This is a genomic window from Exiguobacterium algae, assembly GCF_018617875.1.
Taxonomy (GTDB): Bacteria; Bacillota; Bacilli; order Exiguobacteriales; family Exiguobacteriaceae; genus Exiguobacterium; species Exiguobacterium algae.
Genome location: NZ_JACSKZ010000001.1, coordinates 59,313 through 74,696 on the forward strand (window position 1 = coordinate 59,313; position 15,384 = coordinate 74,696).

The 15,384-nt window shown below is 51.7% G+C and carries 15 protein-coding genes; 6 read left to right on the forward strand and 9 right to left on the reverse strand.

The window, feature by feature from the left end; translation table 11 throughout:
* Positions 1 to 188 precede the first annotated feature (188 nt).
* Both KNP03_RS00295 and KNP03_RS00300 read left to right on the forward strand, forming a co-directional pair.
* A complete protein-coding gene (locus tag KNP03_RS00295; RefSeq protein ID WP_214823731.1) occupies positions 189 to 473 on the forward strand; it encodes a hypothetical protein in 285 nt (94 codons plus the stop codon).
* Between the two features lie 33 nt (positions 474 to 506).
* Positions 507 to 1,037, forward strand: a complete 531-nt coding sequence (locus KNP03_RS00300) for a hypothetical protein (RefSeq protein WP_214823735.1) — start codon at positions 507 to 509, stop codon at positions 1,035 to 1,037.
* An 87-nt stretch (positions 1,038 to 1,124) separates the two neighbouring features.
* Here the strand turns inward: KNP03_RS00300 and KNP03_RS00305 are convergent, their stop codons facing one another.
* From KNP03_RS00305 to KNP03_RS00315, 3 genes are read right to left on the reverse strand one after another with little or no spacing between them, the layout of a single operon-like run.
* Entirely contained in the window at positions 1,125 to 1,574 is a 450-nt protein-coding gene (locus tag KNP03_RS00305; RefSeq protein ID WP_214823736.1) for a GNAT family N-acetyltransferase, read from the reverse strand.
* 22 nt (positions 1,575 to 1,596) lie between these two features.
* Positions 1,597 to 2,313, reverse strand: coding sequence for an MBL fold metallo-hydrolase (locus KNP03_RS00310; protein WP_214823737.1), 717 nt, complete (start codon positions 2,311 to 2,313; stop codon positions 1,597 to 1,599).
* 12 nt (positions 2,314 to 2,325) lie between these two features.
* On the reverse strand, positions 2,326 to 2,925 hold the full coding sequence (locus tag KNP03_RS00315) for an NUDIX hydrolase N-terminal domain-containing protein (RefSeq protein WP_214823738.1): 600 nt from the start codon (positions 2,923 to 2,925) through the stop codon (positions 2,326 to 2,328).
* Positions 2,926 to 3,081: 156 nt separating this feature from the next.
* Between KNP03_RS00315 and KNP03_RS00320 the strand changes: the two genes are divergently transcribed.
* Positions 3,082 to 3,585 carry a DinB family protein gene (locus KNP03_RS00320; RefSeq protein ID WP_240544392.1) on the forward strand — a complete coding sequence of 168 codons (504 nt, stop codon included), beginning with the start codon at positions 3,082 to 3,084 and terminating at the stop codon, positions 3,583 to 3,585.
* A 53-nt stretch (positions 3,586 to 3,638) separates the two neighbouring features.
* Here KNP03_RS00320 and parC read toward each other — a convergent pair whose 3' ends face one another.
* From parC to KNP03_RS00335, 3 genes are all read right to left on the reverse strand, one after another.
* Positions 3,639 to 6,044 carry a DNA topoisomerase IV subunit A gene (gene parC / locus KNP03_RS00325; RefSeq protein WP_214823740.1) on the reverse strand — a complete coding sequence of 802 codons (2,406 nt, stop codon included), beginning with the start codon at positions 6,042 to 6,044 and terminating at the stop codon, positions 3,639 to 3,641.
* A gap of 2 nt (positions 6,045 to 6,046) precedes the next feature.
* Positions 6,047 to 8,014: a DNA topoisomerase IV subunit B gene (gene parE / locus KNP03_RS00330; protein WP_214823742.1), complete on the reverse strand. Its 1,968-nt coding sequence runs from the start codon at positions 8,012 to 8,014 to the stop codon at positions 6,047 to 6,049.
* 129 nt (positions 8,015 to 8,143) lie between these two features.
* On the reverse strand, positions 8,144 to 8,548 hold the full coding sequence (locus KNP03_RS00335; protein ID WP_214823744.1) for a CoA-binding protein: 405 nt from the start codon (positions 8,546 to 8,548) through the stop codon (positions 8,144 to 8,146).
* A 341-nt stretch (positions 8,549 to 8,889) separates the two neighbouring features.
* On the opposite strand from KNP03_RS00335, the gene KNP03_RS00340 reads away from it, so the two are divergent.
* Positions 8,890 to 9,936 carry a GGDEF domain-containing protein gene (locus tag KNP03_RS00340; protein WP_214823745.1) on the forward strand — a complete coding sequence of 349 codons (1,047 nt, stop codon included), beginning with the start codon at positions 8,890 to 8,892 and terminating at the stop codon, positions 9,934 to 9,936.
* A 24-nt stretch (positions 9,937 to 9,960) separates the two neighbouring features.
* On the forward strand, positions 9,961 to 10,974 hold the full coding sequence (locus KNP03_RS00345) for a tyrosine-type recombinase/integrase (RefSeq protein ID WP_214823746.1): 1,014 nt from the start codon (positions 9,961 to 9,963) through the stop codon (positions 10,972 to 10,974).
* Positions 10,975 to 11,040: 66 nt separating this feature from the next.
* On the opposite strand, the gene KNP03_RS00350 is transcribed toward KNP03_RS00345, so the two are convergent.
* Genes KNP03_RS00350 through KNP03_RS00360 form a run of 3 tightly spaced genes read right to left on the reverse strand, consistent with a single transcriptional unit; the run spans position 11,041 to position 14,613 of the window.
* A complete protein-coding gene (locus tag KNP03_RS00350) occupies positions 11,041 to 12,177 on the reverse strand; it encodes a hypothetical protein (RefSeq protein WP_214823747.1) in 1,137 nt (378 codons plus the stop codon).
* The gene (locus tag KNP03_RS00355) at positions 12,174 to 13,385 is read right to left on the reverse strand and encodes a hypothetical protein (protein WP_214823748.1); all 1,212 of its coding nucleotides are present in this window, start codon (positions 13,383 to 13,385) and stop codon (positions 12,174 to 12,176) included. Before KNP03_RS00355 ends, KNP03_RS00350 begins: the two co-directional genes overlap by 4 nt.
* 55 nt (positions 13,386 to 13,440) lie before the next feature.
* Positions 13,441 to 14,613, reverse strand: coding sequence for a MalY/PatB family protein (locus tag KNP03_RS00360; protein WP_214823749.1), 1,173 nt, complete (start codon positions 14,611 to 14,613; stop codon positions 13,441 to 13,443).
* A gap of 114 nt (positions 14,614 to 14,727) precedes the next feature.
* Here KNP03_RS00360 and KNP03_RS00365 point away from each other — a divergent pair, with 114 nt between their 5' ends.
* Positions 14,728 to 15,381 carry a M48 family metallopeptidase gene (locus KNP03_RS00365; protein ID WP_214823750.1) on the forward strand — a complete coding sequence of 218 codons (654 nt, stop codon included), beginning with the start codon at positions 14,728 to 14,730 and terminating at the stop codon, positions 15,379 to 15,381.
* Positions 15,382 to 15,384 lie beyond the last annotated feature (3 nt).

Below are 15,384 nucleotides of genomic sequence, written 5' to 3' on the forward strand. Positions count from 1 at the left end.
GAAAATAAACGATGTGAAAGATTGAAAGGGAGTTGACTTGTTTTACCCATAGTGTAAAATTACACTAAATAGGAATTTTAACACCCCGTTATACTCTTTATATACAGAGTATGTACAGAAGAAATGGTTTGAAATCGAAAGTGTATTGCAGCTTTAGCCTACATGAACACGAAGAAGGGAGGATAAACATGATTTTCAACAAAAAGCTTAAACTCATTGCGGCGTCCTTGGCCGTAGGTTTACTCGCCGTCGCAGCGTTGACCGTAACCGCGAACAATGGAAAGGGGAGCGTGGATGCTCGTAAGTATGACATCCTGTCCGAAATTAACCGACTGTCAACGGGAGATGCTCAAATCGATTCAACGCAACTGTTTTCTTTCATGGACGAGCTGTTAAACATCGAAGCAGAGTTTTCAAACGAAGAAATCGTCGACTTGATCAAGGATGACAGCCATACCGACACGACAAAGTAGATACTTCTCGACATCTATTTCCACAAAAACAGCATGCACCAGAATGACAGTGGCGATTTGAAGGCGTTGTTGAACGATGATCGTGTGAGTATCGACGTCAAAAGAAAAATTTTGTCGGATGCATCGTTCAATCCAGATGAAGCATCGATTCTTATCGAATTAATCGAAAACAACACTGAACTGGCAGATATCAGTTTGAAAAAGCTCTCATTCATCAATCGTCAAAGAGCGTTCGAGCTGTCTCAAGACATCTTGAACAATCGAACAGATGAATCACGTGTAAAAATTTCCGAAGCATTGAAGGCGACGGCGCACTATTTAAAGGACAATCAAGACCTTCCGAATGTTGAGGAGCTGGAAGCCGACTTCTTCGCGCAAACCTCAGGCACTGACGTTTGTGCAAAATCTGAATTGCAGAGCAAAAAGCGAATTCTATCAATCATCGACGTCCGTTTCATGCATGGTGAGCCGGGCGTTTTATCGTTCCAGGATTCGGCACAGTATAGAGAAAGGGGGCTCAAGTTTACATTATCAAAAAGCTTAAATTTTTATAAGTTTACATAACATATATTATCAGCATAAATAAAATCTCATCTCATTATGCTAGTATACTTTAGATAGTGAGATGAGATAGAAAATATTCGATTTGAATCAAGTTCGTGTAAATCGGATCAATGTGACACCCGGTTCAGGCTCAAACTCTGCGCTCGGTTCAAACCCGAGCTTCGTATACAGCCGCTTCGCCGGTCCATTGTGTTTGCCGGTGTGCACGTAGACCAGTTTACCTTCATGTATACTCAACACATGTTCAAGCAACGTTGTCGCGAGCCTCGCCCGAAAATACGTCGGATCAATACATAATTTCGTGATTTCGACGGTCTTTTCCGAAGCTTCAATCGTGACGAACCCGATCAGCCGCTCCTCGATATACAATCCATAACTCGTCCCAGGCAGGTTTTGTATGACCTCGATCGTCTCAAATCGTGCCGGTATCTCATCAAATCCAATCAGCTCCGCCTCGACTGCATAGGCATTCCGTTGAATCTCAAGCATCTGCTGGGCTTGCGAAAACTCCTTCAATGGGACTTCTTTTAATTCCAACGCCAGACACCTCCCGAGATGGTTATCTTGAATAGAAACGGGCTTGCTTCCGTTTAGCGCGTTTAAGCGCCAGATACAAGCGGTGCGTCCCTTTTATGGCGTGACCATGACCGACGAACGTGACCAGGGGTGACAAGTCGATTAAACGCTCTGCATGCTCGGCAGCCGCTCGCTTGTCCCATGTCGCGAGGCCAGGTAACGGGAACAAAGGTCGTACATCTCCCATTACGGACACCCCACCCTGCGACTGGAACGCATCTCCGGCAAACAACATCCGATTCGTCTCATCATAAAAGGCGATCGAGCCCGGCGTATGACCCGCTGCCGGATAGACCTGTAATCCGAACAACCGCTCTCCCGGGTCCAGAAGCACGTCCGGTTTTGATTGAATAGAGGGTAAAGAGCCTCTCAGCTTCAACGGCCTCTCCTCTTCATCAGTCGAGCGGTCCCCTTCAAGTAATCGTGCATCCCTCCTTGAGATGAACAATTCAGCCTGGGGATGCTCTCTCAAAATCGCGTCGACTCCCCCTACATGATCCCCGTGGGCATGCGTCAACAGGATGGCGAGCAGTGGTTTGTCGAGCGATGCGATATAGTTCAAAATGTCGGTTGCGTTCCGGTCAAGTCCCGTATCGATCAGGACGAGCCCGAGTTCATGTTCGAACAATTGGACGTTGATCGGTAAAAATGGTGCAAAAAAGGTCAGCTGATGCACGGGTCCATAACGTTTTACTTTCATCTGAAACTCCCCTTAATCGAACAGCGTGGTCCAATCGGCTTCCTGCCAATGGGCATCGAAGCACATATGGAGCTGCTCGAGTGAATGATGTGTCTGTGCGATTTCCGGCAGGTCTTCCCGACTGAAAAAGCCAAGGTTCTGGGTCGGGACGTCTGTAAGGTGTTCTTCGCCGAGCAACGCACATTCAATAAACAGTGTATACATATGACGAGGCGGTGTGTCCGGCCGGTCGAACAACGCGAGGAGTCTCACCGGAATGACATCAAATCCTGCCGCCTCCTCGATTTCTCGAATAATGTTGGCACCTGGAGATTCTCCGCTCCTGCAGACACCACCAGGCAACCGCCAGAGGCCTTCTGTTCCGTCTTTCACGAGCAGGAGGCGGTCTTCCTTAAACACGACGCCCCGAACCAACAACTGCGCCGTTTCCTCGGTCTCGTTCAACCGATTGTCGATCACCTCATCCGTCTGTCGTTCAAGCTGTGCCAGCATGTCTGTCGCGATATGATGCAACTCATGATATCGTTCGCGGTCAGATTCATCTTGCGTGTGCGCCAACCCATCCCGAGAGAGTATCAGGAGTTGTTTCGCCCACTTGAGCCATTGAGACATATAGATCCCCCTATCATTTGTCCTGCTTACTTAATTCGTCGTCCGCTCGAAGTCTTCCTCCATAAAGATGCTGTGCTTCTACAAAGTCCATTGCCTCATGACCGGTGTATGCTAAGGTAGGAGTAACATCTGATTCAACGAGGAGGTATGGAGCACATGAAGATATTCTTACAGTACAGACAAGACCTGGAGCAGTATACGACACGTCAACTATCGTATAAACACGACCCGGAGACCTGGTCCATCGGGCAGATGCTCGACCACCTCATCGTCGTCTCACATGAGTATTTGGACGAGCTCCCTGCCTGTATACAGGCTGAAAAGAAAGATGATTCGTACAAGAAGACTGTATTTGGAGAACAGTTATTCCAACAAGGGGGGTTCCCACCCATCAAAATCCAACTTCCTCCCGAACTGAACGCACCTCCGAACAATACGAACACGCGTGAGGAACTTGAAAACCGATTGGATGAACTTCTGTCGAGAATGTCAACGTCGGAGCACCTCCTAAGCAAGGCGACCGCTGAGCAAAAGACGCACCATGGTGGATTCGGTTGGTTGAATGCCCGTGAATGGTACGACTTAATCGATATGCACGCAAGGCATCATTTACGGCAGCAAGCGGAGCTGGAGCAATTTATCCACGACGATGGAGTATAAGCCCATCAAAAAAACCTGTACGGAGGGGACCGGTCCCTCGTACAGGTTTTTGGTTAGTTCAAATAGACATCCTCGATCTCACCGAACGTTTCCTCATCAAAGACGAACGACCCGTTGGCATAGCGATCGAGAAGCGTGAGGTTCTTCGTGCTGACTTTCTTCTCACGTTCCTTCCCGACGATATGAAGCGTCTCGTCACCGAGTACAGGAAGTACACGACGGATTTGATGCGGTTTCGATTTGACCTCACGGATGAGCATCGTGCCGCGCAGGTTGCGGTTCGTGCAATCGAACTGATCCTCGAGCTTCATCTTCTTGACCGCTCCCCGTTGCGTCACGAGGACGAATAGCGGTGGCGTGAAGAAGGAGAAGGCATCGGCGATCGTGTCACCAGACTTCAAATTCATGGCTTTGACGCCCGCTGCGCGTTGCCCGACGACCGGAACATCGTCTTCTTTGAACCAGAGCCCATACCCGCGCTCAGAGACGAGGAAGAGTTGTCCTGGTCCGTCACTGATCCCTGCGAATACGACCTCGTCGTCGCCCTTAAGCTTCAGTGCCATGAGCGGTTTCGACTTCCGCTGGGCATCATAGTCACGGAGCGGCGTCCGTTTGACCATTCCGTCCTTGGTCACGAACAGACAATGGGCATCTGTCTCGAATGTCGAGACGACATCTGCTGAGATGACCTGTTCACCCTCGATCGGCACAAGGTTGGCGACGTGTTGACCGGCATCCTTCCACTTCGTCTCCGGAATCTGATGGACCGGGATGAGGAGATAGCTGCCTTTGTTCGTCCAGACGAGCAAGTGGTCCGTCGTCATCGCTTGTGTGATGAGTTGCGGACGATCTTTCTCTTTCATCTCTGGGAGGACGTCACTTGACGCCCCGTATGAACGCATCGAAGAACGTTTGACATAACCGTCCCGACTGACGAACACCATCGTCTCCTCGACGGCGATCATGACTTCTGTTTTGAGTTTCAACTCCTCGACTTCCGACTCGATGACAGAACGGCGGTCGTCACCGAACTCGTCACGAAGCGCTGACAGTTCCTTGATGATCAATTTCCGTTTCGTCGCATTCACTTCCAAAATATTCGTCAAACGCGCGATCTCTTTTTGGAGGGATTTCACCTCTTTTTGAAGCTCGACGATATCCGTATTGGTCAAACGGTATAACTGGAGCATGACGACGGCTTCCGCTTGACGGTCCGTGAATGAGAAACGGGCCATCAATTTCTTCTTCGCGTCCGCCTTGTCTTTCGCGGAGCGGATCAATTCGAGTGTCTCATCAAGGACAGAGATGGCCTGTTCAAGCGCGTCGACAATTTCCGCCCGTTTCTTCGCCTGATCGAGCTCGAACGTCGTACGGCGTGTGACGACCTCTTCGACGTGTTTCAAATAGGCATCGATGATCGGGAGGATCCCCATCTGTTTCGGTGTTCGGTTCACGATCGAGACCATGTTGTAGTTATAGGCGAGCTGAAGGTCTGTATGCTTCAGGAAGAAGTGAAGGACGCCTTCTGCATCCGCCTCTTTCTTGAGCTCGATGACGACACGTAAACCGGTGCGGTCCGTCTCGTCCCGCACTTCGGCGACCCCTTCGACCTTTTTATCGAGTCGAAGTTCTTCCATCTTCTTGACAAGGTTCGCCTTGTTCACTTCATACGGAAGCTCGGTGATCGTGATCTGCTCACGACCACCTTTCAACTGCTCGATCTCAGACTTGGCACGGATGATGACCTTGCCTTTACCTGTCTCGAACGCCTTCAAGATCCCTTCTTTGCCCATGACCGTCCCGCCTGTCGGGAAGTCCGGGCCTTTGACGTACTGGAGGGCGTCTTTCGCCGAGTCCACATCCCCTTTTAGGCGGGCGATGGCGAGGTTGAGTACCTCGGTCAAGTTGTGCGGCGGAATCTCAGTCGCATAACCTGCCGAAATCCCTGTCGTCCCGTTCATGAGCAGGTTCGGCAGGAGTGACGGCAAGACGAGCGGTTCTTCGGTCGAATCATCGAAGTTCGGTGTGTAATCGACCGTGTTCTTCGCAATCGACGTCAGCATGACGCCGGCGATCTTCGAGAGACGCGCCTCGGTATAACGCATGGCCGCAGCAGGGTCACCGTCCATCGAGCCGTTGTTCCCGTGCATATCGATGAGCGGATAACGCAGCTTCCAGTCCTGGGAAAGACGGACCATCGCTTCGTACACCGACGAATCACCGTGCGGATGATAGTTCCCGATGACGTTCCCGACCGTCTTGGCTGACTTCCGGTACGGTTTCTCGTTCGTATTACCCTCATGGTGCATCGCATAGAGAATCCGGCGTTGGACGGGCTTGAGCCCGTCCCGTGCGTCCGGAAGTGCGCGGTCCTGGATGATATATTTCGAATAGCGCCCGAAGCGGTCTCCGACGACCTGCTCGAGAGATAGGTTTAAAATGTGTTGAATCGTCGACATCGTTACATCACTTCCTCAATCGCTTTAGTCACATGTTCATTGGCGATGATCGAATCATCTTCCTGAAGGCCGAAGGCAACGTTCTCTTCGATCCATTCCCGGCGGTGGGTGACATTGTCTCCCATCAAGACCGAGACACGTTTGTCTGCGACCGCGGCGTCATCGACCGTGACACGGATGAGCGTCCGTGTATCCGGGTTCATCGTCGTCTCCCAGAGCTGATCCGCGTTCATCTCTCCAAGACCCTTGTAGCGTTGGAGGATATAGCCTTTCTTATACACTTTGACCAGTTTTTCGAGCGCTTCTTCATCCCATGCGTAGTCAAACTGTTCAGACTTGCCTTTGCCTTTCGAGATGCGGTAGAGCGGCGGCAAGGCGACGAAGACACGTCCCGCCTCGACGAGCGGGCGCATGTAGCGGAAGAAGAACGTCAAGAGAAGCACCTGGATGTGCGCCCCGTCGGTATCGGCATCGGTCATGATGATGATTTTATCGAAGTTGCAGTCATCGAGGTCAAAATCATGGCCGACCCCCGCGCCGATGGCGTGGATGATCGTGTTGATCTCTTCGTTTTTCATGATGTCCTGTAGCTTCGATTTCTCCGAGTTGATGACTTTCCCGCGTAGCGGCAGGATCGCCTGGAACGTCCGGTCTCGACCTTGCTTCGCCGAACCGCCGGCCGAGTCCCCCTCGACGAGGAACAATTCGTTTTTGGCGGCATTCTTCGAAGTCGCCGGCGTCAGTTTCCCGTTCAGGATGCTCGAACGTTTCTTTTTCTTGCCGTTTCGCGCTTCTTCCCGCGCTTTACGGGCCGCTTCACGTGCCTGGGCCGCACGGATGGCTTTCTTGATGAGCATCGTCGCCATTTGCGGGTTCTCTTCTAAGAAGATTGTCAATTGCTTGGCCATGACGCTATCCGCGCTCGCACGGGCCTCAGGCGAACCGAGCTTCGATTTCGTCTGTCCCTCGAACTGGAGGAATTCCTCCGGGATCCGGACCGAGACGATGAGTGTGAGCCCTTCGCGGACATCTCCACCGTCTAAGTTCTTGTCTTTCTCTTTGAGAAGGCCGTTCTTCCGTGCATATTCGTTCATGATGCGCGTCATCGCCGTCTTGGCACCGACCTCATGTGTCCCGCCGTCCCGTGTCCGGACGTTGTTGACGAACGAGAGGACGTTCTCGGAGTAGGCATCCGTGAACTGGAAGGCGAGTTCGATCTCGATCTCGTTTTCCGTCCCTTCGAAATAGACGATCGGATGGAGGGTCGCTTTGTCATCGTTCAAATACTGAACGAACTCGGCGATCCCTTCTTCATAGTGGAACGTTTCTTGCTTATCTGAGCGCTCATCCGTCAACGTGATCGTCAATCCTTTAAGAAGGAAAGCCGACTCACGGAGCCGTTCGGCTAGCGTGTCATAGTTGTACGTTGTCGTCGAGAAGATGGTCGCGTCGGGCTTGAAATAGACGCTCGTCCCGGTCTGACGGGTCTTACCGGTCTCAAGGAGTGTCGTCTGCGGCACACCGCCATCAGCAAACGTCTGCTCGAACACTTTGCCGTCGCGATAGATCGTGACGACGACCTTGCTCGAGAGGGCATTGACGACCGAGGCACCGACCCCGTGGAGTCCTCCAGATGTTTTATAGCCACCTTGACCGAACTTTCCTCCGGCGTGTAGGACCGTGAAGATGACTTCCGGTGTCGGTTTACCGGAAGCGTGCATCCCGGTCGGCATGCCGCGACCATGGTCACGGACCGTGATGGCGTCGTCCTTATGAATCGTCACATCGATTTGACCGCCAAAGCCAGCGAGCGCCTCATCGATCGCGTTATCGACGATCTCATAGACGAGATGGTGAAGTCCGCGATGGTCCGTCGACCCGATGTACATCCCCGGACGTTTTCGCACGGCCGTGAGTCCCTCGAGCACCTGGATGGCGTCTTCATTGTAGTTGAATAGATCTGTTGACATAGCAGTCACCTCAATTTCGAACACACGTTCGTTTTTCTAACTCATTGTATAGCGCTTTTCCGATTCTGGCAAGTCTCCCTCAAACACGCCGAGCCTTGAAAAAAAGGAGACCTACCAAGGAGGTAGGTCTTAGCCGATGAGACGGGCGTGCTCCACGTACAGACAGCGATTCTCGATATAATCAAGCCCGACATCTTTTGCAATCCGCTCCGCCTCCGAACTAGAGAGGCCGAGTTGATTGAAGATGAGCCCGACATCCCCATGTCGGACGGCGTCCTCGGCGACGCCTGCCAAATATTCGCTGCGACGGAACACGTCGACGATGTCGATTCTGCCCGGGATACTCTCGACCGAAGGGTATACCTTGCGACCGTTCCATTCCTCGAGCAACGGATTGACGGGGATGACCGTGTAACCTACACGGAGCAAATACTCCGCGATCTGGTTGGCCGTCTTGTTCGGATTTTCCGACACACCGACGACCGCGATGGTTTTCGCTTCAGACAATAACTGTTTCAAACGTTGATCATCCATCATTGAATCCCCCTTTTGTTTACGTTATCAGTGTAACGTTACCTTTCCTCTCGTTTCAAGCTTTATTTTCATTTTATACATCAGTGTACCACCTCATTATTTTTAAAACAAATCAATTGGTTTACTATAATTAATTATGTAAACCATTTTCTATTGCGTAATATTTTATCGTGATGTATAAGGTTCAAAACCGATGCAAAACCACATTTCATGTACGTTGCGTGAAATATCTATTTCACGCAAATATAAGGACGGTTTTATTGGGGGAATTGACTTCTTTTTCAGAGCTCGAATAGGAAAATCACTCCTTTTTCGCTATACTAAAAAGAGGAGGTGGTCACATGGGTACAACCTATGAAGAACGCCGTGGCACCTTATATAATGACCGCATCACTTTTTTCGGAAATGTGATGGCTTTAGGTCTCCACGTCCTGTTCTTCGTCTTATTTTGGCGGCTCGATATTACAATCCTCGCTCTATCGAATTTAGCGAGTGTCCTTTATTACTCACTCTCTTTTTATTTTGTACATAAACGCTGGTACGGTATTTTCTTCACGGGTTTATTCATCGAGGTCGTCTATAATGCGATCATCTCCACCATCATCATCGGTTGGGATGTGAACATGCACTATTTCATCCTGATGATGGCCTATGGCGTCTTCTTTATCCCGAACCTCGCGAGAAGGCATCGCCTCTATACGATCGGGCTCGCGGTCGTCATCTATAGCTTGTTGTACTTGTTCGCAACGGAAGGGGTCACATCGTTGCCCCCGGTCGTCGAGCAGACTCTCGGATTGTTCTGTATTCTATCCACCTTGCTATTGATCGCCGGTCTGTCCCTCATCTTTGACAGGGCAGTCGTCGAAGTGACGAATGAACTCGAACAGACGAACGACTCGTTGCAGACAATCGCCTCGACGGACGGTCTGACCGGCCTGATGAACCGCGTGACCGGAAACAACCGCGTCTCTTTGGCCATTGCCCAAGCGGCAAAACAAGATGAGCCGTATGCCGTCATCCTGGCAGACATCGACCATTTCAAGTCGTTCAACGAACATCATGGACACGATTGCGGGGACGTCGTGTTGCAACAAGTCGCACAACTCCTTACGAAAATAGACGGGATCGCGGTCCGTTGGGGCGGAGAGGAATTCCTCTTATTCCTTTGCAAAAAGAATGAACAGGAGGTTTTTCTGACAATAGAACACATCCGACGTCAAATCGAGTCGCACACCTTCTCTTATGAAGGAGAAGCACTCCACGTCACGATGACGTTCGGCGTATCCTATCGTCATGCCTTCGAACCACTCGATCTTGTCGTCAAAGAAGCGGACGATCGACTCCGCGCGGGAAAACGGGCAGGTAAGAACCAGGTCGTCTTCTCATAATTACTAAACCAAGGAGGGATCCCTTTGAGTCTATTCCGCCAACTCGGCCAAGCACCAAAACAAACCACATCGAAACGATTTGAGCTGAACAGCCTCCATCGTCTCCCCCTTTTCATCCAACAATACATCCACCACTTGGCGGCGAAACATTACTCAAAACAGACCGCCCAACGCTACGTCTATGACATGTTGGACTTCTTCCGGTGGGTCGAACGGGCGAGTGAGTCAGAGATCGAACCGGAGGCGATCACGGTCGAAGAATTCGTTCAATTCGATCACTCCGGAGCGGATGCCTACGCCACGTATCTGGCACTGGAACTCGACAACGCCCCGAGTGTCATCAACCGGAAATTATCGACGCTCCAATCCCTGTTCAACTATTTGATCGAGACGAATCAGGCGACCCATAACCCGTTCCAGGCGGTCGAACGTCCGAAACGGGGGAAGCGGAACCCCGTCTATCTGACAGAGTCAGAATGGCTCGACTTCTCTACCCTCGTCCGCAGCAACGTCGGCATGACGGAGCGCGAGGCGAGCTGGTACGAGCTGAACCGGGAACGGGACTTCCTGATCATTCAATTGCTCGGCCTGACAGGGATGCGCGTCTCGGAGCTCGTCGGTCTCGATTGGACGGACATCGATTTCGAGACCGAAACCATCCGGATCATCGGGAAAGGCAACAAGGAGCGAATCATCCCGATCGCCGAACCGCTCAAACCCTTGCTGTTGCAGGCTTTACAACAGAACGGGGAGGGAGCGCTCTTTCAGAATGACAAAGGGAGACGAATCTCGGTCCGAACGGTTCAGCATATGCTGAAGGGTCATATCGACCGACTCAAACCGACCCTTCCGTTTCTAGCACATAAACAAGTGACTCCCCATAAACTGCGTCACACGTTCGCCTCCCGACTGGCGATGAGCGGTGTCGATGTGTTGACCATCCAACAACTGCTCGGGCATGAATCGGTCGCAACGACACAAGTTTATGCCCATATCGGCGATGAACGAAAACGGCAAGCGTTACATGGTTTACGATAATATGTTATGTAAACCAATTAATAATAGATAACCGTCTCCACTATTTAGGAGACGGTTTTTTCATGATTATGGGCTCATCGACAAAATGACGATCGCCTCGTCAATCACTGTATAGTAAGCATTCTCAAAATGGAATCGCTCTTTCTTTTCCGTGTCATAGACCGAGACGCCACTCATCATCCCGTCGGTATATTCATGGATCAAATACCGCTCGTCGAGGACGCGTTCGAACGGCTCACGATCGATGAAACGGGCACCGGTCGTCACGTCAATGACTTCAGTATGCTCGTCCGTCTCATCGATCTTGATGAAAATGGTCGAACTGACATCATCATACGTGAAGTCGATCGGTTCGAGCGCCCCCCAATCGACGACGCCTACTTCGTGCAGGATGTCCGGGGCGGTCAAATCGTAGATCGTTTCTTCGTTCATCTCATCGATAAAGGCGGAGAAGCGGAGGATGCCGTTCGTTTCACCCAAATACTGGACCGTGTCCCCTTCCCCATGCAGCCGGATCAAATCATCGAACGGCAGTTCTTCTTGTTGCTCCCAAATCGATTCGATCGCTTCACGGAGCGGACAAATGAGAATCGCCTCTGAATGGTCGACGGCGTCATCAGGCGAGATCTTACCCGATTCCAACGCCTCATAGTAATCGAACTCATCGAGTCGCGCATTACAGACGAGGTAAGGCTCTCCTTTAAAGTCGGCCGTGAATAAATAGAGTTCACGGAAACGGTCTGTCTTTCCGACGAGCCGCTCATCACGGATCCGCTCCCGTTGTCCGGTCACCACATCAAACAACCAAGCCTCGTCGGTCGTCTCGAATGATGTCAGAAAGACGAAATAGCGGTCCTCGAGCACCCAGAACAGTGTACTGTTCCCCCGTTTCTCGAATGTGGCCAATCGTTCCTCACGTCCCGCCTTATAGTCAAAGTCGATCAATTCGGTTTTCACGATCCCGTTCCCGTCCGGCGTCTCGTTCAAAAAGTATAGGTGGTCCTCATGAATGAATAATTTCGTGTACCCAAAGTCTTCGTACGGCCGTTGATTCAACTTCGTGACTGCCCCATCCTCCTCGTCGTACCGATAAAGTGAAAAACGCGTATTGCCATGCTTCTCTCGAAAATAGACGGATGAGTCGGTGACGGCGATGACATCTTCATGACCGAAAGACATGGCGCGGGCATCAATGATTCTCATAACACACCTCTTTCATCGAAAGACTCAACGGGTTCGACGGTGACGATGCCAGGCGGACGTTTCGGGAAGGTGATCCGAAAGTGGGCGTATTCGATCACGGCCTGATGCGGATCATTCTTCTCCAACCAACGAATCCGTTGCTGGTTCGACAGGGCATGGCCGATTCGTTCCTCGATTTGGAACATGGAGACGTCCCGATACGCGACTTCCTGGATGTAGGTCGACTCATCGGACTCGAATTGTTGCCATACGCCCATGACGAGCTGACCGAGTGCCGACACCCGATCGTCAGGCAAGGATACCGTACTGAGCGTCCGGCTCACTTCCTTCAGACAGTCATTCGGGTCATCCGCCACCGCGAAGAGACGGTTCGACGTGTTGTTCATCACGCGATAGCGACGTTTTCCGCTCTCGACACGCAGTACTTGAGCATACGGCTCGACCGGTACACCATGGAAGAACGTCTCCGTCCCTCCCCACGCAAAGCCGAAAGCCGGGTCGAAGCGGCGAATCGTTTCCATGAAGGACATCATGAAATCTTCGACTTCACGCCGTTCCAGACGGAGCCATTCGGATAACGCCAACGTCCCCTTTTGCTTCGAGATCCGGTCGATCGGGAAGAACAACTCCCCTTCGGACAAGCGGTGCGCACGGAGTTCCGTCCCGTCAGCCCGATAATCGGTCGATGGACGACCGGTCCGGCCCGCATAAATGACCCATTCCTCGTCCGTACTTTCGACTGCATAGGCTTGATGGGCCCATGGAGGCGTGATGTATAAGGCCGGGAATTCTTCGTACGTATCTAAATGGAGATAAGAGCGGTCATTCCATAAATGGGCGAGCAGACGGACGACCTCCCCCGTTTCTGAATCCTTCGGTGCGATGTAGTTACCGGTGTCCCCGATAAACGTCAAGAGGTGGAAACCGTAACCGTTATAGAGATGGCGGACGATCCGCTCAAAGACGGCGGTCACCATCCGCTCATACAGCGGGTGGTCCTCACTGCGGTCGATCGATGGAGAGTCGACCGTACACATGAGCCAACCCATCCGTTCATATAAACGAACACGGAGTGGATAGGAAATCAATGGAGACGAATCCGCATAAATCTCCGTCATTTGAATATTTGACATGTTTTCCACTTGAAGCGTAAATCCGTTCCGCCTCAGTTGTTCCTCCATCTTCTTTTTCCAGTTGATCGTCTCCATCTTGTTCACTCACTTTCATTCATCGTCTCTCTGTGAATTTTTCCCGTTTCTCGAATCACACAAACGCGTTTCGTTTTGTTTGACTGACGAGCCGCTCGATCGCCTCATCCAGCAACTCCCGTCTCGTCCCGATATTCATGCGCTCAAAGTCATCTCCCGACTCACCAAAAGGGGTACCCGGGGACAAGAACAGACGGACCTCGTCATGTAACCACTTCTTCCGTTCTTCTGACGAGAGCGGGATGGAAGAAAAGTCGATCCAAAGTAAGTAGCTCGCCTCCGGTCGGTAAACCGTCAACATCGGGAGCTCCGTTTGGATCCGTTCAATGATGGCAGCCATCTGTTCTTCAAGTTCTGTAGTCAGCTGTTGAAGCCACCGCTCCGCGCGCGGGTCCGTATAGGCGGCGATGATTGCCGTGTTGGCGAAAGGCGTCGGTAACACATGATGTTTGTTCTGTACCTTGATGATTCGTTTACGCCACGACTCTTCCGGACAGATGATGTATGAAGCGAACAGGCCGGCGATATTGAACGCCTTTGACGGGGCGCTCACGGTGATGACGTTCGGATCCAGTTTGTTGATGGCGGTATGCTCGAACGACGGATAGGTCAAATCCGCATGGATCTCGTCGGCGACGATGATGACGTCATGTTTGTTCGCCAGCTCGACGACTCGAGAAAGCTCTTCTTCCGTCCAGACCCGACCGACCGGGTTGTGTGGAGAACAAAGCAGGAACATCTTCGCATGGCGCATCGCATCCTCTAAAGCGTCAAAGTCCATCTCATAACGTCCTTCAACGATTTTTAGCGGTGCATCGAACAGTTCACGCTTCGACCCGGTGACGAGCTCATGGAACGGCGGATAGACCGGTGATTGGATGACGACCCCGTCCCCGACAGCGGTCAACGCCTCGACGATATGTGTCAGTCCCGGGACGACACCGCTTGAAAACAGGACGTGTGTCGGGTCGACGTCAAGTCCGTGACGACGTCCGTACCACGAACTGACCGCTGACTGCGCTTCCCGTGAGAACAACGTATAGCCAAATTCCCCCGATGCGGCTTTACTCGCAAGGGCTTCTGAGATGGATGGAGCCGTCCGGATGTCGATATCGGCCACCCATAGAGGCAACACGTCCTCTGACAGATGGAACCACCGCTCCAACCCGTCCCATTTCACAGAATCTGTCCCTTTTCGTTCAAGTGTTTGCTGTAGAATCGATTTCATCTTCATCCCTCCTATTCCTACTGTACCAAAAATGTCTGGCACCGTTACGGAAAACCGTGGCGGAATTCCATCAACTTCGATATACTCGACCGAGAAACTACGTGGAGGTGGATCATGTCGGTCAACATCATTCGTAACAAACGCAGGAAACGTGCCGCCTTTTTCGTGACCCCGGATGGCATCGAACTTCGGGTTCCGGCGCGATTGCCAAAGCGAATCATCGACGTCATCTTATCAGACCATGCCGACTGGATTCAGGAACAGCTGAAATCGTTACCGAGACGTGAAGTACAACCGGAGAATACCTTTCTGTACCGTGGCGAATCCTTCCCGCTCGTCCGTGATGGGAGGACGACGTTCGGCTTCGACGGGGAGGCGTTCTATTGCCCCGAACAATGGAGTAAGTCCGACCTCTTCTTAGCGTATGAACGCTGGCTGCGTGAACGCGCACTTGAGTATGTGAAAGATCGCGCCCCGTATTATGAGCGGTTGCTCGGTGTAGAAGCAAAACGAATCCGCATCGGACATCAAAAATCGCGTTGGGGCTCTTGCAGCTCACAGGGCAACATCTCGATCAACGTCCGACTCATGCTCGCCCCGGTATACGTCATGGATTACGTCATCGCCCATGAGTGGACACACCTCGTCCACTTCGACCACTCGAAGTCCTTTTGGTCTACGCTCAGGTCGGTCTACCCGGCGACGACCGAGGTGATGAATTGGTTGAAAGAAAACGGACATACGCTCCACATCCAAACAGCCGAATGACGG